23 protein-coding genes are annotated in these 22,847 nt (G+C 71.0%); 15 read left to right on the top strand and 8 right to left on the bottom strand.

Annotated elements, in window-relative coordinates; all coding sequences use genetic code 11:
* Positions 1-14: 14 nt before the first annotated feature.
* Together DEI88_RS12825 and DEI88_RS12820 are read right to left on the bottom strand one after the other, a co-directional pair.
* Complete coding sequence (locus DEI88_RS12825) at positions 15-467, bottom strand: ester cyclase (RefSeq protein WP_111072416.1); 453 nt, start codon at positions 465-467, stop codon at positions 15-17.
* Between the two features lie 109 nt (positions 468-576).
* Complete coding sequence (locus DEI88_RS12820; RefSeq protein WP_111010937.1) at positions 577-939, bottom strand: DUF4267 domain-containing protein; 363 nt, start codon at positions 937-939, stop codon at positions 577-579.
* A 106-nt stretch (positions 940-1,045) separates the two neighbouring features.
* Between DEI88_RS12820 and DEI88_RS12815 the strand changes: the two genes are divergently transcribed.
* Positions 1,046-1,591: a TetR/AcrR family transcriptional regulator gene (locus tag DEI88_RS12815; protein ID WP_111010938.1), complete on the top strand. Its 546-nt coding sequence runs from the start codon at positions 1,046-1,048 to the stop codon at positions 1,589-1,591.
* 86 nt (positions 1,592-1,677) lie between these two features.
* Here the strand turns inward: DEI88_RS12815 and DEI88_RS12810 are convergent, their stop codons facing one another.
* Positions 1,678-2,613, bottom strand: coding sequence for a LysR family transcriptional regulator (locus tag DEI88_RS12810; RefSeq protein ID WP_111010939.1), 936 nt, complete (start codon positions 2,611-2,613; stop codon positions 1,678-1,680).
* A gap of 68 nt (positions 2,614-2,681) precedes the next feature.
* Here DEI88_RS12810 and DEI88_RS12805 point away from each other — a divergent pair, with 68 nt between their 5' ends.
* A complete protein-coding gene (locus DEI88_RS12805) occupies positions 2,682-3,569 on the top strand; it encodes an EamA family transporter (protein WP_111072482.1) in 888 nt (295 codons plus the stop codon).
* Positions 3,570-3,703: 134 nt separating this feature from the next.
* Here the strand turns inward: DEI88_RS12805 and DEI88_RS12800 are convergent, their stop codons facing one another.
* Entirely contained in the window at positions 3,704-4,447 is a 744-nt protein-coding gene (locus DEI88_RS12800; protein ID WP_111072415.1) for an SDR family oxidoreductase, read from the bottom strand.
* Between the two features lie 82 nt (positions 4,448-4,529).
* Here DEI88_RS12800 and DEI88_RS12795 point away from each other — a divergent pair, with 82 nt between their 5' ends.
* Positions 4,530-4,979, top strand: coding sequence for a MarR family winged helix-turn-helix transcriptional regulator (locus tag DEI88_RS12795; RefSeq protein ID WP_111072414.1), 450 nt, complete (start codon positions 4,530-4,532; stop codon positions 4,977-4,979).
* Positions 4,980-5,125: 146 nt separating this feature from the next.
* Here DEI88_RS12795 and DEI88_RS12790 read toward each other — a convergent pair whose 3' ends face one another.
* Positions 5,126-6,925: a pectate lyase-like domain-containing protein gene (locus DEI88_RS12790; protein WP_111072413.1), complete on the bottom strand. Its 1,800-nt coding sequence runs from the start codon at positions 6,923-6,925 to the stop codon at positions 5,126-5,128.
* Between the two features lie 310 nt (positions 6,926-7,235).
* Between DEI88_RS12790 and DEI88_RS12785 the strand changes: the two genes are divergently transcribed.
* The 5 genes from DEI88_RS12785 (at position 7,236) to DEI88_RS12765 (ending at position 12,171) form a co-directional block, all read left to right on the top strand.
* The gene (locus DEI88_RS12785; protein WP_111072412.1) at positions 7,236-8,054 is read left to right on the top strand and encodes an SDR family oxidoreductase; all 819 of its coding nucleotides are present in this window, start codon (positions 7,236-7,238) and stop codon (positions 8,052-8,054) included.
* 114 nt (positions 8,055-8,168) lie between these two features.
* Positions 8,169-8,333, top strand: a complete 165-nt coding sequence (locus DEI88_RS12780; protein ID WP_181441259.1) for a hypothetical protein — start codon at positions 8,169-8,171, stop codon at positions 8,331-8,333.
* A 56-nt stretch (positions 8,334-8,389) separates the two neighbouring features.
* Positions 8,390-9,316 carry a glycoside hydrolase family 127 protein gene (locus tag DEI88_RS12775; RefSeq protein ID WP_181441258.1) on the top strand — a complete coding sequence of 309 codons (927 nt, stop codon included), beginning with the start codon at positions 8,390-8,392 and terminating at the stop codon, positions 9,314-9,316.
* A gap of 143 nt (positions 9,317-9,459) precedes the next feature.
* Positions 9,460-10,689: a glycoside hydrolase family 3 N-terminal domain-containing protein gene (locus DEI88_RS12770; protein ID WP_111072410.1), complete on the top strand. Its 1,230-nt coding sequence runs from the start codon at positions 9,460-9,462 to the stop codon at positions 10,687-10,689.
* A gap of 102 nt (positions 10,690-10,791) precedes the next feature.
* On the top strand, positions 10,792-12,171 hold the full coding sequence (locus tag DEI88_RS12765; RefSeq protein WP_111072409.1) for a hypothetical protein: 1,380 nt from the start codon (positions 10,792-10,794) through the stop codon (positions 12,169-12,171).
* A 152-nt stretch (positions 12,172-12,323) separates the two neighbouring features.
* Here DEI88_RS12765 and fabI read toward each other — a convergent pair whose 3' ends face one another.
* A complete protein-coding gene (fabI, locus tag DEI88_RS12760) occupies positions 12,324-13,091 on the bottom strand; it encodes an enoyl-ACP reductase FabI (RefSeq protein ID WP_111072408.1) in 768 nt (255 codons plus the stop codon).
* A complete protein-coding gene (locus tag DEI88_RS12755; protein WP_111072407.1) occupies positions 13,088-14,170 on the bottom strand; it encodes a hypothetical protein in 1,083 nt (360 codons plus the stop codon). Before DEI88_RS12755 ends, fabI begins: the two co-directional genes overlap by 4 nt.
* A gap of 154 nt (positions 14,171-14,324) precedes the next feature.
* Here DEI88_RS12755 and DEI88_RS12750 point away from each other — a divergent pair, with 154 nt between their 5' ends.
* Positions 14,325-15,035 carry an SDR family NAD(P)-dependent oxidoreductase gene (locus DEI88_RS12750; RefSeq protein ID WP_181434960.1) on the top strand — a complete coding sequence of 237 codons (711 nt, stop codon included), beginning with the start codon at positions 14,325-14,327 and terminating at the stop codon, positions 15,033-15,035.
* Positions 15,036-15,059: 24 nt separating this feature from the next.
* Here the strand turns inward: DEI88_RS12750 and DEI88_RS12745 are convergent, their stop codons facing one another.
* Positions 15,060-15,905, bottom strand: coding sequence for a formate/nitrite transporter family protein (locus DEI88_RS12745; protein WP_111010955.1), 846 nt, complete (start codon positions 15,903-15,905; stop codon positions 15,060-15,062).
* A gap of 148 nt (positions 15,906-16,053) precedes the next feature.
* Between DEI88_RS12745 and DEI88_RS12740 the strand changes: the two genes are divergently transcribed.
* From DEI88_RS12740 to DEI88_RS12715, 6 genes are all read left to right on the top strand, one after another.
* Complete coding sequence (locus tag DEI88_RS12740) at positions 16,054-17,313, top strand: ABC transporter substrate-binding protein (RefSeq protein WP_111072406.1); 1,260 nt, start codon at positions 16,054-16,056, stop codon at positions 17,311-17,313.
* A gap of 37 nt (positions 17,314-17,350) precedes the next feature.
* On the top strand, positions 17,351-18,286 hold the full coding sequence (locus DEI88_RS12735) for a carbohydrate ABC transporter permease (protein ID WP_375334635.1): 936 nt from the start codon (positions 17,351-17,353) through the stop codon (positions 18,284-18,286).
* 26 nt (positions 18,287-18,312) lie between these two features.
* On the top strand, positions 18,313-19,185 hold the full coding sequence (locus tag DEI88_RS12730; protein ID WP_111011000.1) for a carbohydrate ABC transporter permease: 873 nt from the start codon (positions 18,313-18,315) through the stop codon (positions 19,183-19,185).
* 104 nt (positions 19,186-19,289) lie between these two features.
* A complete protein-coding gene (locus DEI88_RS12725) occupies positions 19,290-21,728 on the top strand; it encodes a glycoside hydrolase family 31 protein (protein ID WP_111072405.1) in 2,439 nt (812 codons plus the stop codon).
* A 267-nt stretch (positions 21,729-21,995) separates the two neighbouring features.
* Positions 21,996-22,268: a hypothetical protein gene (locus DEI88_RS12720; protein ID WP_111010958.1), complete on the top strand. Its 273-nt coding sequence runs from the start codon at positions 21,996-21,998 to the stop codon at positions 22,266-22,268.
* On the top strand, positions 22,265-22,537 hold the full coding sequence (locus DEI88_RS12715; RefSeq protein WP_111010959.1) for a YlcI/YnfO family protein: 273 nt from the start codon (positions 22,265-22,267) through the stop codon (positions 22,535-22,537). Before DEI88_RS12720 ends, DEI88_RS12715 begins: the two co-directional genes overlap by 4 nt.
* The last annotated feature ends 310 nt before the right edge of the window (positions 22,538-22,847 follow it).

The raw sequence follows: 22,847 nt of genomic DNA, 5'->3' as shown, positions 1-22,847 counted from the left end.
GTTCCCGGCGCGGCTCAGCCCCAAGCAGCGGGCGTGGGCGCGTCGACAGGGGCGTTCAGCTGGGCCATGAGGCCGGCGAAGTCCTCGAGGTGCCAGGTGGCGACGATCCTCCCGTCGCGGACCTGGTGCATGTCCATGGTGCGCATCTCGATGCGCTTGCCGGTGGGCTCGTGACCCATGAACGCACCCTGATGCGTCCCCGAGACGGTGTTGCGGACAGCGACCCTGTCGCCCTGGACGATGACGTCCTGGTGCTCGACGCTGTAGTCGGGCATCGCATGACGGAACAGCGCGATCTGTGCGGCCATGCCGGCCGGGCCCTGCTCCTGGCCCGGGGCGAGGGGGAGGTCGATCCAGTCCTCCGCCAGGACCTCGTCGTACACGGAGGTGTCACCCGTGCGGAAGGGCTCGTAGAAAGCCAGGACGATCTCGGCGGTGGTGGTGTCGTGCTCGTTCGTGGTGCTCATGGGGTCCGGACCTTTCGTGGCGGTGGTGTGGGTGTTGGTGGTGGGAGAGATCAGGCGGCGGAGTGGGTCGACCGGCCGCCGGGCCGTGTCGGACGATGCGGCGCCGAGGTCACGCGAGTGCCAGGACGAGGCCGGCGATGACGAGCAGCAGCGCCGTGGTGCCGTGGACGCTGAGGGCCTGGCGGAGGGTGCCGCCGTTGGTGACGACGATGATCGCGTCACCGATCGGGGTGATCGCCGCAGCGAGGAGCGCCCAACCGAAGACGTGCGGTCCGGCGACGGCGAGGACGACCAGGGGCACGATGCCCGAGGTGATGTCGCGGACCCCCTTGATGCTCGTGAATGCGCGCCGACGGTCCTCGGCGACGCCGAACCCCGCTGTGGCGATCGCCGGCGCGATGAGGAAGCGGCCGCCGATGAAGAGGATGAAGAGGCATCCGGCGATGGCGACGGAGAAGGCTGCGATGAACACGAGTGATTCCTTTCGTGTTAGATAACGCTGATCTGCAATGACCGTAGCGCTTCTCGCCGACGATGTCTACCGGTGTTATCTAACTTCGCTCTGCTACTCTCGGAGCATGTCCCCACGACCAGCACCGGACCTCGACCACCGGCGCGACGAGATCGTCAGCGCCGCCCGCCGCGTCGCGGAAGCCGAAGGGTGGGAGGCGGTGACGATGCGCCGTCTCGCTGCCGAACTCGGTGTCACGCAGCCCGTCATCTACTCCGCGTTCGCCGGAGGCAGGCAGGCGCTCATCGACGCCGTGGCCCTCGACGGCTTCGGCGAACTCGCGGCAGCACTCGAAGCCGCTCCTGCCGAGCCGTTGCCGCGGATGCAGGCGTACCTCGACTTCGCCGTCGGCCGACCCCGTCTCTACGAGGCGATGTTCTCGATGCCGTCCGGGCTCGAGTTCGGCTCGGGATCCGTTCCCGATGCGCTCCGACGTGGGTTCGCCGCGATCAAGGCGGCGTTCCCCGCTCCGGACGACACGGCGGCCGAGGTCGCGTGGGCCACGGTCCACGGGCTGGCGACGCTCGAGATCGGCGGGCGCCTCCCAGCGGTGCGATCGCGTGCCCGGCTCGACCACGCCCATCGAGTACTCACCGGGAGCTCGGGCCTGTGATGAACGACGCGAGGCGCGCCTCCGCGCTCTGCGGCGTCGCCGTGGCCATCAATGCTGCGGCCCGGCCCCGCTCCGGAGACCTCGACTCAGGGACCAACTGACGGTCGAGATCCAGCGGCTGACAACGGGAACGGACCACCCACTCGACGGTCGTTCGTACCGGAGATCGGATCGGCGAGGAGCCCCCGAGCCTTCTCGATCAGCGCAGCGAGGGCGGGAGGTGCCGACGCTCTTCGCCACGCCATCAGCACTTCGATCGGGGGAGCGTCGCGAACGAGCCGGAACGTGACCCCGGTTCGAGCGTGCAGTGCGGCAGTGGCCTCCGAGGTCATCCCGGTCACCTGACCGGCGGCCACCAACGTCAGCCAGTCGTCCACGTGCCGGGTGTCACGGAACGCCGCCGGGGCCGAGATGCCTGCCCAGAGGTCGGCTGTTGTGGTCCCGGTGCGCAGATCGATGCCGACGGTGCGGCCAGCGAAGTCGGCCAGGGTGACGCTCCGGCGTCGCGACAGAGGATCGTCGGAGGCGAGGGCCGCGAAGCGTCGCTCTGTGCCGATCGGAGCCGAGTCGAAGCGAGGATCATCGACAGGACGACGCAGGATCGCGACGTCGACGCCGCCCTCGGCAAGCCCCGCGGTCGGGGTGTTGCTCTGCACGAACGAGAGTGCCGGCTCGAGGTGCTCTGCCGCCCATTCGCGCTGGAACCTCGTCGTGTGTCGGCCGAGGGCCGACCATGCATACCCGATGCGGACCTCGGTGCTCGCGCGCGGAGTGAGGTCGCGCAGCGATTCGACCTCGTCGAGGATGCGGCGGGCGTGATCGACCACTCGTCGTCCCTGCGGCGTCAGCTCGAGCGAGCGCGTCGTCCGGCGCACGAGCGAGAAGCCGAGCGCCGCCTCGAGGGCTTGCACCGCTCGTGAGACAGAGGCCTGCGAGACGTGGAGATCGATGGCCGCGTCGGTGAAGGTCCCGGTCGACACCAGCGCCACGAGTGCGCGCAGCTGAACCAGAGTCACGTCCATGCGTCCAGCGTATAGATCGTCGTGGTCTGCATTTCCCGATCGCGCAGCCGCGAAGCACTGTGTTCACCATGACGGGAGAAGTGGTGACATCGAGCGGTTCGGTCAAGGTGCCGGGAGGGGCGGTCCTCGCCCTGCTCGGCAGTGCCGTGAGCAACCAGGTCGGAGCGGCACTGGGGGATCTCGCCTTCGCTCGTGTCGGGCCGCCGGGCGTCGTGGCCGTGCGGCAGCTCATCGCCGCGATCTCGCTCACCGCCCTCGCGCGACCGAACCTCGCCCGGATGTCGCGGGCGCAGTGGTGGCCTGCGCTGTCGCTCGGTGGGGTGTTCGCCGTGATGAACCTCAGTCTGTACACCGCCATCGGGCGGATCGGGCTCGGCCTCGCCATCACGCTCGAGTTCCTCGGACCGGTCACCGTGGCCCTGGTCGGTGCACGGTCGTGGCGGGTGGCCGGTTGCGCGGTGGGTGCGGGCGCGGGTGTGGTCCTGTTGGTGTCTCCCGGTCCGTCGACCGACTGGATCGGCGTCGCGCTCGCCTGCACCGCGGCCTTGTGCTGGGCCGCGTACATCGTGCTGAACCGGGTCGTGGGGAGCCGGCTTCCGGGCCTCCAGGGACCTGCCGTGGCGAGTTGCGCGTCTGCGCTGGCCTCCCTGCCGATCCTGCTGTCGCTGCTCCTGACCGGGCGGTTCGACGTCTCCACCAGCGTGCTCTGCACGGCAGTCGGCGTCCTCTCGTCTGTGGTCCCCTACGCCACCGACGTGGTGGTGCTCCGTCGGATCCCTCAGTCGTTGTTCGGGATCGTCATGAGCCTCAACCCGGTCGCCGCTGCTGCCGTGGGGCTGATCGTGTTGGGGCAGCAACTCGCTCCGTGGCAGTGGGGCGGGATCGTGTTCATCGTCGCCTCTGACGTCGTGGCCGTGGCCAGGTCCGGACCTCGTTCCCGTCCTCGCAGCCGCTGAAGCCCCTCCTGTGCGGCGACATCGCCACGAGGGATCGGCAGGGGCGGGGAGCAGCAGGTGCTTCGCTCGAGCCCGTTCGACGAGCACGTCCCTCTCCCGGCTCGTGGCCCGGAGAGGGACGTGGAGCAACGCGCTCAGGCCGTCTGCGCCAGTTCGGTCACGAGCGCGCGGGCCTCGCCGCTGGAGCCCAGGGGCACGGCACGGCTGGGGACGTCGGCGGCCCGGGAGAGCGCGATGGCCACGTCGCCGACCTCGCCGGCGGACACCTGCTCCGGCTCGCCGTCGACGAATCGGGTGCGGACGGGGCCGAGGACCAGGGCGTGGATCCTGCGGTCCGGCGTCTCGGCGGCCAGGACGCGTTGCATCATCAGCAGCGCGGCCTGCTCCATGCTCACCAGCCCGCTCCCCGGGACGGGGAACGTGGCGGACTGGCCGACGACCACGGTGTACGCGCCGAGTCCGCTCAGCCGCGGCACGATCGCCCGTGCCAGCGCCATGTGCGCGGTGGCGAGGCCGGTGAACGCGGCCCCCCAGTCGTCCTCGCGGATGCCGGTCAGGGGGCCGCCCTGCCACCATCCGCCGACCGGCACGACGACGTCGTCGATCCCGCCGAGCCGCTCGGTCATCTGTCGGCCGAGCTCGTCCGCTCCGATGAAGGAGGTGTAGTCGTGCGTCGGGAGGTGCAGCAACGGCGAGACCCCGAGATGGCCGAGTGCAGCGCGCAGCTCCGTGCCCCGCTCGTCCGAGCGAGTGGGAACGACGACATCGGCGCCGGCATCGAGGAACGCGCGGACGACACCTTCGCCGACGCCGCCGGTTCCGCCGGGGACCAGGACGCGCCGACCGGCGAGTGAAGCGGGGGATGGGGTGAATGGCATGAGAACTCCTTGGTCCGACCAATGTTGGTGGCACCAACGCTAACACCGATTCGTTGGCCGTACCAACTGATAGTCTCGGTGCATGTCGGTTGATCCTCGACCTCCTCACGCGCTCCGCACCCTCGTCAGCTGGCAGGCCGCACGGGTGGCGACGATCGGTACCCGCCTGACCGCTGCGCGCATGCCGCTCGAGGCGCGTTCGGACTTCGCGGTGCTGTCCGCGCTGCAGGAGTACGGCCCGCTGAGCCAGGCGGACATCGGCAGGGTGCTGGGTCTGGACCGCAACAACGTCAACGGCATCGTCGTCCGGCTCGACGCCGACAAGTCCGTGCTCCGGACCCCCGACCCGGCGGATCGACGGCGGAACATCGTCACGATCACGGCGAACGGCGGGGAACGACTCGCCGATCTCCGAACGCAGGCCGACGCCGTGCAGGACGAGCTCCTCGCAGCACTGTCCCCCGCCGATCGCGACGCTCTCGTCAGCCTCCTCGGCGATGTGCTGGCAGCCCATCCGGCGCAACCAGCGTGACGTCGTCCTGACGGTCCCGCGGGGGAGGCGCGGAGAGCGCCCTCGAGCCGGTCGCGCGCTCGTCGAATCCGGCAGCACGACCGCCGAGCCACCGATGGCCGGGAGCGTGTGCTCCCGGCCATCGGCGTTCGATGGTGCCCTGGACCTTACTGAGCGGTCCCGTTGGTGTAGGTGGTGACGGTCTGCGGCTGCCCCGTGTTCGCGCTCGTGGCGGCGGGCCCCTGGCCGTCGATCACGTGGTCGATCGTCCCGGCGTTGCTGTTCAGCGCGACGGTCGTGAGGTCGTGCATGACGACCCCGGGCGTGTTCGGCACCTCGAACGACTGCGTCGCGTGGAGCGTCGGGTCGACGTTGGTGTAGATGTAGCTGCCGAGGCCCCACGCTTCGTGCGTCCGGACGTCGTCCGCGACCTTGTACGCGGCGTACCCGTTCACCCCGTCGTGCTGCCACGCGGCCTGGTTCGGGGCGTCGTACGGGAGCTCGTTCTGGAAGAACACCGTCCGACCGCGCTCACCGTTCCAGATGACGTTGTCCTTCTGGTAGTGCTCGACGAACAGGCCGGTCGCGGTGACGTCATCCCCGTTCACGACGACGCCGGTGTCGGCCGTGTTCACGGTCCAGCCGACGGAGCCCGCCACGCCGTGGTCGGCGCGCCAGGCCCAGATGTCGTCGAGGATCGTGTCGTCGCTGTTCACCTCGAGGCTCGTCGTGGCCTTGCCGACGTGGGGGCCGCCCACGCGGAAGAACACGTCCTGCAGGGCAGTGGGGTCCGTGGCGCTCGCCACGTGCTTGCCGCCCTTGTCGTGGCCCGTGCCGACGCGGAGCAGCGCCGGGGAGTTCACGGCACCGGCATCGAACGTCAGGCCGGCGATGTCGACGCCCTGCACGTCGGCGACGGTCATCGGGACGGCGCCGTTCTGGGCGGTCAGCGTGGCCATGCCGAGCCCGAGGACGACCGTGTCCGCTCGCTTGACGGCGATGCTCTGTGCGACGTCGTAGACGCCGGGGGTGACGAGCAGGTCCTTGCCCTGGGCGAGTGCGGAGTTGATCTTCGCGATGGAGTCCGACGGGTGGGCGACGAAGAAGCTGCTCAGCGGCAGCGACTGCCCGGGCGTGTGCCCGGTGGCCCACGTCGTCCCCGCCGAGTTCGTTCGCGCGCTGGGCACGAACACCCGGTAGGCGCCGTTCGCGTCGACGTAGAGGTACGGCTTCTCGCGCGATGCCGGTGTCGTCGCCAGCGTCGTGTAGGGCTGCTGGGGGAACGACTGCGCCGGCGCGTTGACGTCGCCGGAGAACACCTGGTTCCACACGCCGTTCGACCAGCCGGCGCCGAGGTCCGAGTTGCGGACGTAGAACTGCTGCTGCGATCCGTTGAGCGCCCCGCCCTGCAGTTCGGAGTCGGCGACGAATCCACCGCTCGCGTAGTTCGGGTTCTCGCAGTACGGCATGAACGTCGTGTAGTCCTCGACGTGGACACGGCGCATCGGCGCCGCCTGGGACACCGCCCACATCTCGCTGCCCGTGTGGCACGCGTCCGCGGTCGGGACGACGTGGATCGTCAGGTTGGAGACCGATCGCCAGAACGTGTCGAGCGCGCCGCTGCCGTCGGTACCGGTCGCGGTCACGCCCCCGTTGATGGTGACCCCGGACGGGTCCTGCCCGAGACCGTCGACCTCGGTGTAGTAGCCCACGCGGATGTCGAGCGGGTTCGTGCTCGATCCGTACGTTCCGGGCTCGAACAGCAGCGCGTACCGCTGCGAGCCCATCTCGTTGGCGGACTGCTGGGCGTACACGGCGTCGACCTTCGCCTGGATGTCGGCCTGCGGCATGTCGGGGGAGAACACGACGACGTTCGGCCCGAACGCCGAGGACGGCGGGGTCGGTGCGGCGATCGCGGTCTGGGTGGTCGCGAGGACGCCGAGGGTGGCGGCCCCGACGGCGATCACGGCACCGACGAGGCGACGGCGTGACCGCCTCGTCCGGAGCGTGTGTGTCGGTGAGGAGGGCATCGTTGACCAGCTTCCGTTGCAGCGGCGGCATCGCCGTCCGCCCGCGGACAGCAGGGTCCTCGGGGCGGGCGCCATCGGCCGCCTGGGTGAAGAGTGTGAGCACTGTATCAACGCCCTGGTCGGTATGGACACCGGTCGGCTCCGAGGACCAACGCCGGAGTGGGCAGCGGCAGACGCAGCAGCCCGCCTGAGTGCCGTCCCCGGAGCCGGAGAACGATGGAGGCCCTGACCACGAAGGAGAACACGTATGAGCAAGGTCTGGTTCATCACCGGCGCGTCCCGGGGCTTCGGACGCGAGTGGGCGGAGGCCGCCCTGGAACGCGGCGACAGCGTCGCCGGGACCGCCCGCAACCCGGACGACGTCGTCGCACTCGCCGAGCAGTACCCGGACACGTTCCTCCCGATCCGTCTCGACGTCACCGACCGTGACGCCGACTTCGCGGCGGTGCAGCAGGCGGCCGAGCGCTTCGGGCGCCTCGACGTGGTCGTCAACAACGCCGGCTACGGACAGTTCGGGATGATCGAGGAGATCAGCGAGCGGGAGGCGCGCGCCCAGCTCGAGACGAACCTGTTCGGGGCCCTCTGGGTCACCCAGGCGGCGCTCCCGATCATGCGCGAGCAGCGGTCGGGCCGCATCATCCAGGTGTCGAGCATCGGCGGGATCAGCGCGTTCCCGATCACCGGCATCTACCACGCGTCGAAGTGGGCGCTCGAGGGGTTCAGCCAGTCGCTGTCCCAGGAGGTCGCCGGCTTCGGCATCACGGTCACCCTGATCGAGCCCGGCGGGTTCTCCACGGACTGGTCCGGCCCGTCGTCCTCGACGAGCGCTGAGATCGACGCCTACGCCGACGTCCGGGAGGCCCGCAACGCGAGCCGTGCCGCGGCCAGCGCGGGCGACCCGGCCGCCACCCGTGGGCCGATCCTCCGGATCGTCGACGCCGAGGAGCCGCCGCTGCGCGTCTTCTTCGGGTCGGCGCCGCTCGGGATCGCCGAGAAGGACTACGCGAGCCGACTCGAGACGTGGCGCGCATGGCAGCCGGTCGCCGAGGAGGCGCACGGCAGCTGAGCGCCGGTGCCCCGGCGCGGTCCTCCACGCCGCGCCGGGGCTGTGCAGGCTGACCGGTCACCGCGTTGTGCTCCTGATCAGGAGGCTCCCGACCTACCAGACGAGTCCGTCGAGATGGTTGTGACCGGACAGCAGGTGGGCGACGCGACCCCACGCCACATCGCGCACCTCGGGGTCGGGATGATGTGCGGCGATCGCGAGCTCCACGAACAGGTCGTGGACGTCCAACTGTTCGCGGAGGTGCTCGCGCTCGAACAGCTCCGGGTAGGCGCCGTGTAGCCAACCGGGGACCTCGGCGAGCGATGGCCCGTCGAGCCCTCGAGCGTCGGGCGTCGGTGGGAACTCGGACGGTCGAGCGCACCAGCGCAGGATCGTCCGACGACGCCGGGATCTTCGGACTCGAACCCCACTTCGGGTGCTGCACCGCCAACCTCCACCAGGGGTGGCCGAAGTTCGTGTCGCACCTGTGGCTGCGCGACGCGGACGGGCTGCGGGTCGTCGCCTACGCGCCGTCCGCGATCGCGACCGAGGTGGACGACGATGCGGTGTCGATCGTCGTGGACACCGAGTACCCGTTCGACGAGACCGTGAGGATCCGGGTCGCGACCTCGCGCACGACGCCGTTCGCCCTGCGGCTGCGCGTCCCGTCGTGGGCGCAGGGCGCCGAGTTGACGGTCGGCGGTGTCCGTGTGGCGATCGGATCGCCGGGGGCCGATGCGGGCCTCCCGGTCGTGGACGGGTACGTGACCCTGGAACGCGACTGGTCGGCGACGGGGGACGTCGTCCTCGTCCTGCCGATGCGGGCCCGGGTCGTCCGGCGCGAGCGTCAGGCCGCCGCGGTGCGGCTCGGGCCGCTGACGATGGTGTACTCGCCGGGAGAGCGGTGGGTGGAGCACGACGGGGCGCCCGGCATCGGCGAATGGGAGGTGCACGCGCGCGGGTCGTGGAACTGGGCGCTCGCCGAGGTCCGCGACGCTGCGGGATGGCGGGTGACCCGCGGTGCAGTCCCGGCTGCCCCCTGGTCGTTGGAGGACCGGCGGCGTGCGCCCGTCGTGCTGCACGCCCCGGGTGCGCGCGCGACCGAGTGGCGGATGGCCGGGGCACAGGCGGACACGGCGCCGTTCAGCCCGGTGCTCGACCACGGACCGGACGACGACCTCCGTCTCGTGCCGTACGGATCGGCTCGGCTGCGGGTCACCGAGTTCCCGGTCATCGGGAACTGGCGGGACATCGACGATCCGGACGAGCCGACGGAGCGGTGATCGGGGCTCGGAGGCGTGAGGGCTGCGCCTCCGAGCCGCCGACGCCGAGGGGTTCGAGGTCGTGGTCGATCTGCCGGCGGAGTTCGGCCGGCTGCCGTGCGCTCAGCCGGTCCCGCGCCGCGCCGCCTACCATCGCCCACGTCATGTCCGTGCCCGCCTGCTCCGTCGTCCGCCGCCGGGCACGCCCGTTCCTCGCCGCCGCGACCACGCTCGTCGTCGCGTCGGTCCTCAGCGCGTGCGTCGGTCCGTCCACGCCGGGAGGCCCGTCGCCGCGATCCTCCCGGCCCGCCTCCGCCTCCCCGTCGCGCCCCACAGGGACCCCGACTCCGACGCCGACCCCCGACCCGCTCGCCGGCCTGACGCTCGAGCAACGCGTCGGGCAGCTGTTCATGGTGGGCACCCCGGCGACCGCGGCGGGCGCCCAGGCGCTCGAGGCGGTGCGGACGCACCACGTCGGCAACGTGTTCCTCTCCGGCCGCTCGACGTCCGGCACGGCCGCGACCGCCGCCGCCGTCCGGCAGGTCACCGATCTGGTGTCTGACGACACCACCGCGGGACTGCCGATGTTGGTCGCCACGGACCAGGAGGGCGGGCAGGTACAGGTGCTCCGTGGCCCGGGGTTCTCGGACATCCCGGACGGTCTCGCCCAGGGCGCGATGCCGCCGGCCGCGCTGCACGACGACGCGGTGACGTGGGGGCGGCAGCTCGCGGCTGCGGGGGTGGACCTCGACCTCGGGCCGGTGGTGGACCTCCTGCCCTCGCCGGCGACCGCGGCGGCGAACCCGCCGATCGGGCGGTACCGCCGCGAACTCGGCTTCGACCCGGGCACGATCACGGGCGCGGCCGACGCGTTCCGCGGGGGTCTGCAGGCGGCCGGCGTACAGAGCGTCGTGAAGCACTTCCCGGGACTCGGGAACGTGACGGGCAACACGGACTACACGAGTGGTGTCACCGACAGCGTGACGACCGCCGACAGCCCGTCCGTGCAGGTGTTCCGCGACGAGGTGCACGACGGTGCCCGGTTCGTCATGACCTCGACCGCGTACTACTCACGCATTGATCCCTCGATGCCGGCCGCGTTCTCGCCGACGGTGGTCCAGGGCCTGCTGCGCGGCCAGCTCGGGTTCGACGGCGTCGTGGTCACCGATGACCTCTCGACCGCCGCGCAGGTGCAGCAGTGGACCCCGGCGCAACGCGCGGTCCTGGCGATCCAGGCGGGATCGGACATCGTGCTCGCCTCCGCCGACCCGAGCGTGGTCGACCCGATGGTCGACGCGGTCGTCGCGAAGGCCCGGACCGACGCGTCCTTCCGGCAGCAGGTCGACGCGGCCGCGCGGCGCGTCATCCAGGCCAAGCAGCAGTCGCTCGGCTGACGTCGCGTGCGCTCGCGGCGCGTGATCGTGCGGTCGGCGGGCCAGTCGGGCCTGCGATCTGGTTGCATGAGACGCTTCCTCGACGGCCGGAACCGGAGATCCATGTCCCTCCCTGAACACCACGTGCGACGACCGTGGACCCCGGCGGTGGTCGGCCTGGCCGTCGCCGTCCTCCTGATGGCCGCGGCAGTGTTGATCCCGAGACTGACCGGCTGGCGCGTGCACGTCATCGCGTTCCCTCCCCTGCACGCGCACTGGGACCCGCGGGTCGGGCCGGGGACACTGCCGGCGGTGGCGCTGGCGGTGCTCGGGGTGGTGTTCGCACACCGGGTGGCCGCTCGGGCGCGCTGGGCGGTGCTCGTGCCCGGCGCGTATGCGGTCACGCTGGCGTGGTTCGCGGCGCTCGCACTGGTCGACGGCTCCCACGGCATCGGTCATGTCCTCGACACCCCGTACGAGTACATGGACACGGCGCGGGCCGTGGCTGGGCATCCGTTCGCCCAGACCCTCCACGGGTTCATCCCACGCATCGTGGGCGGCCCGGGCAAGTGGCCGGTCCACATCGCCGGGCACCCGCCCGGGGCGTTGCTCTTCTACGTGGTCCTCGTCCGGCTCGGGTTCACGACCGGCCTGGCGGCGGGCTGGATGACCTTGCTCGTCGCGGCGACGACGCCGGTCGCGGTGCTGCTCACCCTGCGTACCCTCGGCGCCGATTCCGCCGCCCGCCGTGCCGCCCCGTTCCTCGTCCTCGGTCCCGCAGCGGTCTGGTCGGCCGTCTCCGCCGACGCGGTGTTCGCTGCGTGCGGTGCCTGGGCGGCCTGTCTGTTGGCGCGCTCGGCGACGAGCCGGCGCGGCGGGGCCGCCGCCGCGTGGGGTGTCGCAGCGGGACTGCTGTTCGGGTACAGCGTCATGCTCTCCTACGGGCTGCCCTTGCTCGGCGTCCTGGCGGTGGGGGTGCTCGTCGCGGCACGTTCGTGGCGACCACTCGTGTGGGGGCTGCTCGGTGCCGTCGCGGTCGTCGGGGCGTTCGCGCTGTGGGGGTTCGCCTGGTGGGAGGCGTACCCGGTCCTCCGCGAGCGGTACTACAACGGCGTGGCACACAAGCGTCCGTTCGGGTACTGGGTCTGGGGTGACCTCGCCGCGTTCGCCTTCAGCGCCGGACCGGTGATCGGGCCTGCCGTCGCACAGACGCTCGTGCGCGCGCGCGCGGTGCTGCGCGGTCACGGCTGGATCGGTGTGTACCGGCGGCTCCCTCGGGCGGCCGTCGTCCCGGTGGTCCTGGCGCTCGCCGGCGCCGGCATGGTGTTCCTCGCCGACGTGTCGGGGATGAGCAAGGCCGAGGTGGAGCGCATCTGGCTGCCCTTCGTGCCGTGGGTGCTCGTCGGGACGGCGTTGCTCTCACCCCGCTGGCGATGGGCTGGCCTGGTCGTCCAGGTCCTGACCGCCCTCCTCGTGCAGCACACGCTCGACACGGGATGGTGAGACGGCGCTCGAGACCACGCGAAGCGGCCTGCGAGGGGTAGCATCGACCTGTCCGCGGCGTTCCCCCCAACTCCGCGGATCCGCCCCGGCGGGCTTCCCCCGAGTCCGCCGGGGCATTTCCACGTCCCGGCCGGGTCGACCTCCGGCCCCGGTCAGTACTCGACCGCGTGGAACCCGCCGTCGGCGTGGACGATCGACCCGGTCGTGGCCGGCAGCCAGTCGGAGAGCAGCGCGACGACCGTCCTGGCCACGGGGGTCGCGTCGGTGCGGTCCCAGGCGAGCGGCGCACGGTCCTCCCAGAGCCCGTTCACCTGGTCGATGCCCTCGATCGCCCGCATGGTGAACGAGTCGACGGGCCCGGCGGCGACGAGGTTGGTGCGGATGCCGCGCGGACCGAGGTGCAGCGCGAGGTACCGGTTCACGGACTCGTACGCCGCCTTGGCGACGCCGGCCCAGCCGTAGACGGGCCAGGCACGGGAGGCGTCGAGCGTGCACCCGACGACGCTCGCGCCCGCGCCGAGCAGCGGGTCCGCGCCGCGGACGAGCGATTGCAGCGAGTACGCGGAGACCCGGAACGAGTGGGCGACGTCGTCCCACTCGGCATCGCTGAACCCGTCGCCGACCACGGACGGCAGGCTCGCCGAGATGCAGTGCACGACGCCGTCGAGTCGGTCGGTGTGCTCGCGGAGTCGGTCGGCCAGGAGGCCCACGTCGGCCGGTTCCTCGGCGTCGAACTCCACGACGGGCGCGGTCGTCGGCAGCCGTCGTGCGACGGCCTCGGTGATGCGACGGCGCCGCCCGAACCCGCTGAGGATCACGGTGGCGCCCTGCTCCTGCGCGATCGCGGCGCTGCGGAACGCGATCGAGGACTCGGTGAACACGCCCGAGACGAGCACGGTCTTGCCGGCGAGGAGGCTCACGAGCGTGCCTCGAACGACAGCAGCAGGTACCGGCTCGCCGCCGCGGTGCGGTCCACCCGCGCCGCGCGGACGCGGAACCGGGCGGGGGAGGCGTCGTCGCGGACGAGTCGCACGTCGTGCGTGGCCGCGTCGTGGTCGACGCTCCGACGCGCGGCGGCGACGAACTCCTCGAAGGCGGGACGGTCCTCCGCGAGCGCGAGCGAGGCGATGTCGCCCTCGAACGGCTCGTGGAGCCCGAGCCGCCCCCAGCTCGGCGACGTCATGAACGTCGACGACTGGAGGCAGTCGACGGCGGCGTACGCGACGTCACCCGCGAGCGCGAAGTAGGCGCGGGCGAACTCCGCCGCGTCGACGATGTCGAGACCGGTCGTGCGGTACGTGCTCGGCTTCGGGACCTCCCGCGTGAACCCGTAGGCGTAGAACACGCCCGGCCGGTCGGGCAGGACGGTCGACGTGCCGACGAGAGCCAACTGCTTGCGGCCGGGGTTCGGCGTGTCCGGGCGGGTGACGGCACCGAAGGTGAGGAGCTGGTGCACCCCGTTCGCGGCCGCGAGCCCGGCGTCCACCGTCGTCTTCACGCGAGCACGCTCCTCGTACGGCAGGAGTCGCGTCAACCAGTCGCCGACCGGACCCCGGCTCGACTGGACCTCGTCCGGCGTGAACTCGTGCAACCGGTACAGGTCGGCGTCCCACTGGGACGACGTCGACCCGACGTTGTTGCCGGACGTGTCCACCGTCCACTGCCAGGCACCGATGAGCGGCGGCTCCGGCACGGGGTCGGCGGCCGGGACGAACACGCCGTACGCACCCGTCACGTGCGACCGGTCCGGCGTGATCACGGGCCGGGCGTCGACCTGGTACGCATCGCCCCCCAGATGCACGATGCGTCGCAGGGCCGCGCCCGACCCGATCACCTCGGACAGTGCGGGGAGCAGCACCTCGCGCGCGCGGCGGTCCAGGTTCCGCCGAGGGCTGACCCCGGCGTGCTCCTGGTCACCGACCGCGAGCAGGGTCGTGACGGCACCGAAGTGATCGACGACGACCCACCGGCCGACGGGATCGACCTCGGTGTTCGCCATCCTGTGCCTCCGCGCTCGGGATCCCGGGGCGGGCACGGCAGGGCCGGACCGAGCGCGTCCGCGCCCCAGAACGTCCAGCCTGAGCCGCTGTCCAGCGGCCATGCTCACGAGGCATCCGCCCCGCACGAACAGGACCGTAGCAGATAATCGACCCGTGCAGACCGACGTCGAACCGCTGTCCGTGATCGTGTTCGGGGCATCGCGGGGCATCGGCGCCGCGACGGCCACGGCGTTCCTCGAGGCCGGCCATCGCGTCGTCGGCACGCACCGTGGTTCGGGCGTCCCGTCCGGTGTCGTCGGGGTCGAGGCCGACATGCGCGACGAGGGATCCGTGGCGGACGCGGTGCGCACGGCGGTGGAGCACGGACGGCTCGACGTCGCGGTGGTCAACGCCGCCGTCGCACCGCAGGAGCTCCTGGTGCGGATGACCGCGGCGTCGATCCGCGAGGTGCTCGAGGTGAACCTGGTCGGGGCGATGCTCGCGACGAAGCACGTGGCGAAGGCGATGAACCGGCAGCGGTCGGGCTCGATCGTGCTCGTGTCGTCCGAGAGCGCGCGCGTCGGCATCCCGGGCAGCAGCCACTACACGGCGTCGAAGGCCGCGCTCGAGGGTTTCATGCGGTCGGTCATGTGGGAGTACGGCCCGCGCGGCATCCGGATCAACGCCGTCGCACCGGGCCCGACCGAGACCGACATGCTCGCCCCGATGACGGACGAGCACCGTCGAGCCCTCCTCGAGCGGATCCCGCTCGGGCGGGTGGGGCGTCCCGACGAGATCGCGGACGTCATCCGGTGGGTGGCGCAGAGCACGTTCCTCAACGGAGCGGTCGTGCCCGTGACCGGCGGCGAGGGCTTCGGGGTCTGACCCCGCACCCGACCACCGGGTGCGTCAGTCCGCCTGCTGGTGGGAAGCGCGATCCGGGTGGTCGTGCGAGGTCTGTCGCCGACCCTGCATCAGCTCCTTCGTCCGGAGCAGCCGGAGTGCCGTGACCAACACCAGGCCGCCGAGCAGGTTGAACAGCAGCGTGTACCCGAACCACCCCAGCCACTGTCCGTACGTGATGTCGACACCGCTCTGGATCGCGCCGAACACCAGCAGCGAGTCGAGGATCGAGTGGAACAGCTGGAGGCCCGCGAGCAGGAACCCGCCGGCCACGGCGGCGACGAGCTTGGCCGGATCGGAGTCCGTGCCCTGCTGCATCCGGGTCATCAGGGTGATGGTGCTGCCGCCGAGCACGGCCAGCACGACGCTCTGCAGGTCGAACGGGGCGTCGATGTAGTGGTGCGCGGCCTCGCTGAGCGTGGGGTGCCACTGGGGGAACGCCTGGACGACGAGCCACATGAACACCCACCCGCCGACGAGGTTCGCGACGAGGGTGCCACCCCACAGCTTGAGGAGTTGCAGCAGGCTCCCCTCGCGCGCGACGACGGCCGCGACGGGCATGAGGAAGTTCTCGGTGAACAGCTCGCTGTGCGCGAGGTGCAGGGCGATGAACCCGATGCCGAACGCGAGTCCCGCGAGCAGGTGGCTCCCGGTCTCGGTGAGGACCGCGAGGTAGGCCATCACGCCGAGGCCGACCTCGAGACCACCGAAGAACCCGGTGATGAGCACCGCCCGCACGGTCCGCTGCAGCCGTTCCGCGCCCTCCTCGATCGTCGCCTCGAAGGACTCGAGGAGTTCGTCCTCGACGGGCGCGTCGGTGGAGCCGAGTTCGCGGCGTCGATCGTCGGTCATGCTCCGGAGGGTAGGCGGCCTCCCTGGTCGGACGGGACGGACCCCGGCGGCCACCGCTGAGCGGCCCGCTTGACACCGGATTTTGAGCGCTATAAATTGGCGCGCACGCCGCAATCAAGGGAGATGTCGCGTGTCCCGTCCTGTCTCAGTGAGCCGCCGGTCCTTCCTCGTCGGCTCCACCGCACTCGCTGCGCTCGGTCTCGCCGGCTGTGCCGCGCCCGGTGCCGGCGGCGGCACCACGCACCTCCGGTTCTACGAGCAGAAGCAAGAGGTCATCGCCTACTTCGACACGCTGCTCCGCCAGTTCGAGCGGGAGCGGCCGGGCATCTCGGTGGTGCACGACTCCACCAACGTGATCGCCCCGCAGTTCGTGCGCGGTGCCCCGGCGGACGTCGGCTGTTTCAACGACAACCTCGAGCTCGCCCGGTACATCAAGCGCGGCGTGCTCAGCGACATGTCCGACCTGCCCTCGGCCCGGACCGTCCGCACCGACATCCGCTCCCTGACGGACCAGTACGCGACGTACCCGGGCCGGACGAGCGTGCTGCCCTACTCCCTCGCGGCGGCCGGCGTCATCTACAACAAGAAGATCTTCGCCGACCACCACCTGCCGGTGCCCGAGACGTGGTCGCAGTTCGTCGACGTCTGCAAGGAGCTCAAGAAAGCCGGGATCACCCCGATCTACGCGACCGACAAGGACACGTGGACCCTGTGGCAGGGCCTGTTCGACTACTCGGTCGGCAGCCTCGTCGACACGGGGCGGTTCTTCCGGCGGATGAAGGAACTCGGCACGGACGTCGGACCCGACTCCGAGGTCTCGTTCGAGAAGACCCTGGCGGTCCCGATGGAACGCGCCAAGACGATCTCGACGTTCTTCAACCCCGACCACGCCGTCCGCTCGTACGCCGACGGCAACCTGGCGTTCGGCAAGGGCCAGGTGGCGATGTACCTGCAGGGGCCGTGGGCCCTCGGGCAGATCGCGCTCGTCGACAAGCGCCTGTCGGTCGGGACGTTCCCGCTGCCCGTCTCCGAGGACCCGGCGGATCGCAAGGCCCGGGTGAACATCGACCTCGGCCTCTACATCCCGACCGCGACGGCACACCGCGAGGAAGCTCGCGAACTCGTCGAGTTCCTCATGCGTCCGTCGGTCATCGACGCCTACAACCAGGACAACCTGGCGTACTCGACACGGAAGGGCGCGCCCGCGCAGCAGGACGAGCGGGTGGCGGGCCTCCAGCCGTTCGTCGACCGGGCGGCGTTCTACCAGGGCGCGGGGACGTTCATGCCGAACTCGATCCCGCTCGGCAACTACCTGCAGTCCGCCACGCGGAGCGGGAACTTCGACGGCATGCTCCGCCAGCTCGACGCGGACTGGCGGCGCCTCGCCGGACGGGACGCACTCGTATGACCCCCATGACGATGTCCGACCTCGACGAGGAGCGATCGTGACCCTGCAAGCACCCCTGTCGGACCGAACCGCCGATGAACTGCCGCCGAGACCGTCGACCCGGCCCGCTCGGCGGCGGCGCGTCGACCCGATCTACGCCCTGTTCCTGTTCCCGGCGCTCGCGCTGTTCACCGCGTTCGTCGTGGTGCCCGCCGTGATCGGCATCTTCTACAGCTTCACGAACTACGTCGGGTACGGCCGGTGGTCCTTCCTGGGGCTGCGGAACTACACGACGCTGTTCACGGATCCGAACATCATCGCCTCGTACGGCTTCACGCTCGGGTTCGCGGCGGTCACGGTCGTCGTCGCGCAGGTGATCGCCCTGGCGCTGGCCGTGGCGCTGTCGCGGCGGATCCGGTTCGCGGCGCCGCTGCGGAGCGTGTTCGTCATCCCGATGGTGATCTCCGGGATCGTCGTCGCGTACGTGTTCAACTACCTGTTCTCGAACTCGCTGCCGGCCCTCGCCACCGCGGTCGGGTTCCACCCGCTCGAGCAGAGCATCCTCGGCAACCCGGACCTCGCGTGGCTCGCCATCGTGATCGTGTCCGCCTGGCAGACGATCCCCGGAGCCCTGCTCGTGTACACCGCCGGCCTCACGGCGATCTCGGACGACCTGTACGAGGCGAGCGCGCTCGACGGCGCCAGCTCCTGGAAGCAGTTCCGCTCCATCACGCTGCCGCTCATCGCCGGGTTCATCGTCATCAACACGGTGCTCGGCGTGAAGGGCTACCTCGGCGCCTACGACGTCATCGTCGGCCTGACGAACGGTGGCCCGGGCACCGCCACGAGCAGCGTCGCCATGACGATCTTCGGCGGCTTCACGGGCGGCGACTACGCGTACCAGATGGCCAACGCCACGGTGTTCTTCATCGTCACCGTCGTGATCTCCGTCGCCCAGCTCCTCGTCACCCGCGGAAGGACCATCCGACTGTGACCTCTGTCGACCTCCACCACGACCAAGTGGCCGGCTCCAGCGCCGGCCGCCCCACCACCACGCGTCGGCGTCGTCGGCTCGGTCGCACGAACTGGCCGCTGACCGTCCTGCTCATCCTGGCGTCGCTGACGGTGCTCGCCCCGCTGTGGGTCACGCTGTCGATGGCGTTCAAGACGAGTGCCCAGTCGGTGGACGGGAACGCGTTCTCGTTCCCGGCGCCGTTCAACCCCGCGAGCTTCGTGCAGGCGTGGCGGCTCACGCACTTCCCGGTGTCGTTCGGCCTGTCGCTCGGCGTCGCCGCGATCACGGTCGTCCTGACGCTGTTCCTCAGCTCGCTCGCCGCGTTCGCGATCGCCCGCAACTGGGACAAGCGGATCTACCGCTGGTCGCTGTACTACCTGCTCGCCGCGCTGTTCCTGCCGTTCCCGGTGGTCGCCCTGCCGCAGATCCAGCTCACGGCGTTGACCGGCCTCGACAACCCCGTCGGCGTCGGCATCCTGCACGCGATGTTCCAACTGTCGTTCAGCGTGCTGCTCTACTCGGCGTACCTCCGCTCGCTGCCGATCGAGCTCGAGGAGAGCGCCCGCATCGACGGCGCGACGACGTGGCAGATCTTCTGGCGCATCGTGCTGCCGCTGCTCGGTCCGATGAACGCCACGGTCGGCATCTTCGCGTTCCTGGCGTCGTGGAACGACTTCATGATGCCGTCGCTCATCACCGCGGACCCGAGCCTGCAGACCCTGCCGGTCGTGCAGAACATCTTCCAGAGCCAGTTCGGCACGAACTACAACGTCGCGTTCGCGTCGTACCTCATGGCCATGGCGCCGACGATCGTCGTGTACCTGTTCGCCCAGCGCTGGGTGATCAGCGGCGTGACGCAGGGCGCCGTCAAGCACTGACCGACGCGCGCCGTCGAGCACCGACCGGCGGGTTCCGCCCGGGAGGCCCACCCCACCGCACACGGGTACCGTCACGCCCGACCACCCCACCGACCTGGAGGACCATGTCCGACTCCGTCACGCAGCCCACGTCCGACGCCGCGCCGACCGCGCTGCCCGTCATCCGGCCGCTGCCCGGTGCCGCGCCGCGGGCGCGCGACGACCAGCAGGTCCACGGCGACGGCTGGCGCATCACGGTGCTCACCGACGGGCTGTTCCGCGTCGAACGGTCGACTGACGGCGGGTTCGAGGACCGGGCCTCCACGTTCGCGATCCGCCGCGACCTGCCGGCGGTGCCGTTCGACGTCGAGCGGTCCGGCCGGGGCGTCGTCGTGACGACGGCTCGGGCACGGCTGCGGTACGACGGCGGCCCGTTCTCGGCGAGCGGGCTGCTCGTCGAGATGATCGGCGCGGACACCGGCCGGTGGCGGTACGGCGAGCCGACGCGGGACCTCGGCGGGACGGCGCGGACGCTGGACGACGTCGACGGCCGGACGGACCTCGAACCGGGCGTGGTCGCGCCCGACGGCATCGCGGTGGTCGACGACGCCGCCTCGTTCCTGTTCGAGGACGACGGCTGGGTGGGCGTGCGCGGCGCGGACCGCGAGGACCTCTACGTGTTCGCGTACGGCCGCGACTACCCGGCCGCCGTCTCGGCGCTGTACGCGGTCTCGGGGCCGCCGACGCGCCTCCCGCGATGGGCACTCGGCAACTGGTGGAGCCGGTACCACCCGTACACGGCCGACAGCTATCTGGCGCTCATGGACCGGTTCGACGACGAGGGCGTCCCGTTCTCCGTCGCCGTGATCGACATGGACTGGCACCGCGTCGACTCCGTGCCGTCGCGGTTCGGGAACGGGTGGACCGGCTACTCGTGGGAGCGCTCGCTGTTCCCCGACCCGGAGGCGTTCCTCACCGCCCTGCACGAGCGCGGCATGCGGACGACCCTGAACCTGCACCCCGCCGACGGTGTCCGGGCGTTCGAGGACGCCTACCCGACGATGGCGCGGGCGCTCGGTGTCGACCCGGAGACGGAGCGCCCGCTGCCCTTCGCGCCGACGGACCGCGCGTTCCTCGAGTCGTACTTCCGCGACCTGCACGACCCGCTCGAGGACCAGGGCGTCGACTTCTGGTGGATCGACTGGCAGCAGGGGCGCACCTCCGACCTGCCGGGGGTCGACCCGCTCTGGGTGCTCAACCACTTCCACCACCTCGACGCCGCCCGGAACGGCGGCCCGGGGATGACCTTCTCGCGGTACGCGGGGCCCGGCAGCCACCGGTACGCCGTCGGGTTCTCGGGCGACGCGGTCGTGTCGTGGGCGTCGCTGGCGTTCCAGCCCGAGTTCACGGCGACCGCCGCCAACATCGGCTACGCGTGGTGGAGCCACGACATCGGCGGGCACACCCGCGGCGTGCGCGACGACGAGCTGGCGACGCGCTGGGTGCAGTTCGGGGTGTTCTCGCCGATCATGCGGCTGCACTCCGCGAACAACCCGTTCATCCGCAAGGAGCCGTGGTCGTTCCCGCCGGAGCACCGCGCCGCGATGGACGACGCCCTCCGGTTCCGCCACCGGATGGTGCCCTACCTGCACGCGATGAACCACGCGGCGGCGGCCGGCACCCCGCTCGTCCGGCCGATGTACCACCTCGAGCCGCGCCGGAGCGAGGCTTACCGCGTCCCGAACGAGTACGCGTTCGGCTCCGAGCTGCTCGTCGCGCCGATCACCGAGCCGCGCGATCCCGCCTCGCTGCTCGGGAGCGTCCGAGCCTGGCTGCCTGCCGGGACCTGGACCGACGTGTTCACCGGGACGGTCTACCGCGGCGACCGGAGCCTCGCGTTCCACCGGCCGACCGCGTCGATCCCCGTGCTCCTGCGGGCCGGCGGGATCCTGCCGCTCGACGCGGGTCCCGACCTCGACGCGACCCGGAACCCGAGCGAGCTCGAGGTGCTCGTCGCGCCGGGGGCCTCCGGGACGTTCGTGCTGGCGGAGGACGCCGAGGACGACGACGCGGGCGCTGCCGCCGCCGGTCCGGCCGTCCGGACCGAGCTCGCCTGGGACCTCCCGACCCGCACGTTCCGCATCGGGCCCGCGGAGGGCCGGGGCGACCTGGTCCCGCCCGTCCGGGCGTGGACGCTCACCGTCCTCGCCGCCCTGCCGGACGGCCCGGTCACCGTCGACGGCGACGAGGTCGCCGTCACCGGGGTGGACGGGCGCTGGAGCGTGATCGCGACCGTCCCGTCCGACGTCGGCGCCGTCGTCCGCATCGCGGGGGAGGTCCGGGTCGGCCCCGACCGACGTGCCGCGGCCCGCACCGTGCTCGCCGACGCGCAGATGGGCAACCCCGAGAAGCTCGAGGCGTGGGAGATCGTCGCCGCTGACCGGCCCGTCGTGGACCGGCTCGCGGAGCTCGATGCCGTGGCGCTGCCGCAGGCGGTCCGGGCCGCGCTCACCGAGTTGCTCGGGGCGGTGGTCGGGGAGGTTCCGCCGGGCGATGTGTCCTGAGCGAGCTCCGTTGTTCTGGAGGCCGGCCGGCTTGCGGGTACCGCTGACTTCACTGCGAGAGGTCGCGGAGTCCCTACGTGAGACCGCCTGCGCCCCGGTCGGCGCGGGGAGTCCGAGCCGGCGGGCGGCCCAGCGGGAAGTTCGCTGGACGACCGGCTTGCGGGACGAAGCAGCACCAGTCGTAGCCTGAGCACCCCTGGGCTGGTAGCGGGGTGGATGTGTCGCGTAGACTTACGTCAGACAAAACTCTATTGTCGCGGAGGGACGATGGTCGTCGAGGTGCATCCCCGGGTGGCCCGTCGGCATCCTGAAGTGACGGATGACGAGGTCCGGGAGGCGTTCGAGAACTCCCTCCGGTTCGCGCCGCGGATGGCCACCGACCCGATGCAATGGGTCGGTGTCGGAGTCACTCATGCAGGCAGGCTCCTTGAGTACCTGGCCGTGAAGCCAGATGATCCTGAGGACTGGCTGATCTTCCACAGCATGGACGCGACGACGAAGGTGAAGCAAGAGGTCGGACTCGAAAGGAGAAGGCGATGAAGACGTACAAGACAAAGGGCACCACGTTCACGGACGCGGACCTCGACCGCTGGGCCGACGAAGCCGACGCGGGGTTCCCCAACGCGCAGTTCGGTCCGTCGCATGCCGGGAGCCCGGCGCGACCCGGACGACCAAAGACGCTCGGTGACGACGTCACCCGCATCACCGTTCGCGTGAACAGCCGAGAGCGGAGCATCTTGAAAGCGAAGGCGGATGCTCGGCATCTCAGCACTTCCGCGCTGCTTCGCGAGATGATCAACAACCTCTGAGATTGAACGAGAACGCCGCGCCTCGTGCGTGATGCATAAGGCGGTGCGTTCTGCGTTTGCGGCAAGGGAAGGACTCAAACCAGCTGCACTCTCCTTCCCGGCCCCAAAGGTGGACGCGCCTGCCGGCGATGGCAGCGGGCGTCGACCGCAATACTCGGGTGACGCGCTTGAGTGCGGCAGGCTGGCGCGTACAGGCCCGCGTTACTGATCCCGGCCCGAAGACGGCTTCCCGTGCACAAGTCGCGTGCAAGCTGCCCCTGGCAGAGCGAGCCTCTGTTCCGTGGCTGCGCGTTGCCTTTCCTCGCTCACC

The organism is Curtobacterium sp. MCBD17_003 (assembly GCF_003234885.2).
GTDB lineage: Bacteria > Actinomycetota > Actinomycetes > Actinomycetales > Microbacteriaceae > Curtobacterium.
The sequence above is the reverse complement of the archived record's forward strand: the minus strand, read 5'-3'. Positions and strand labels throughout refer to the sequence as shown.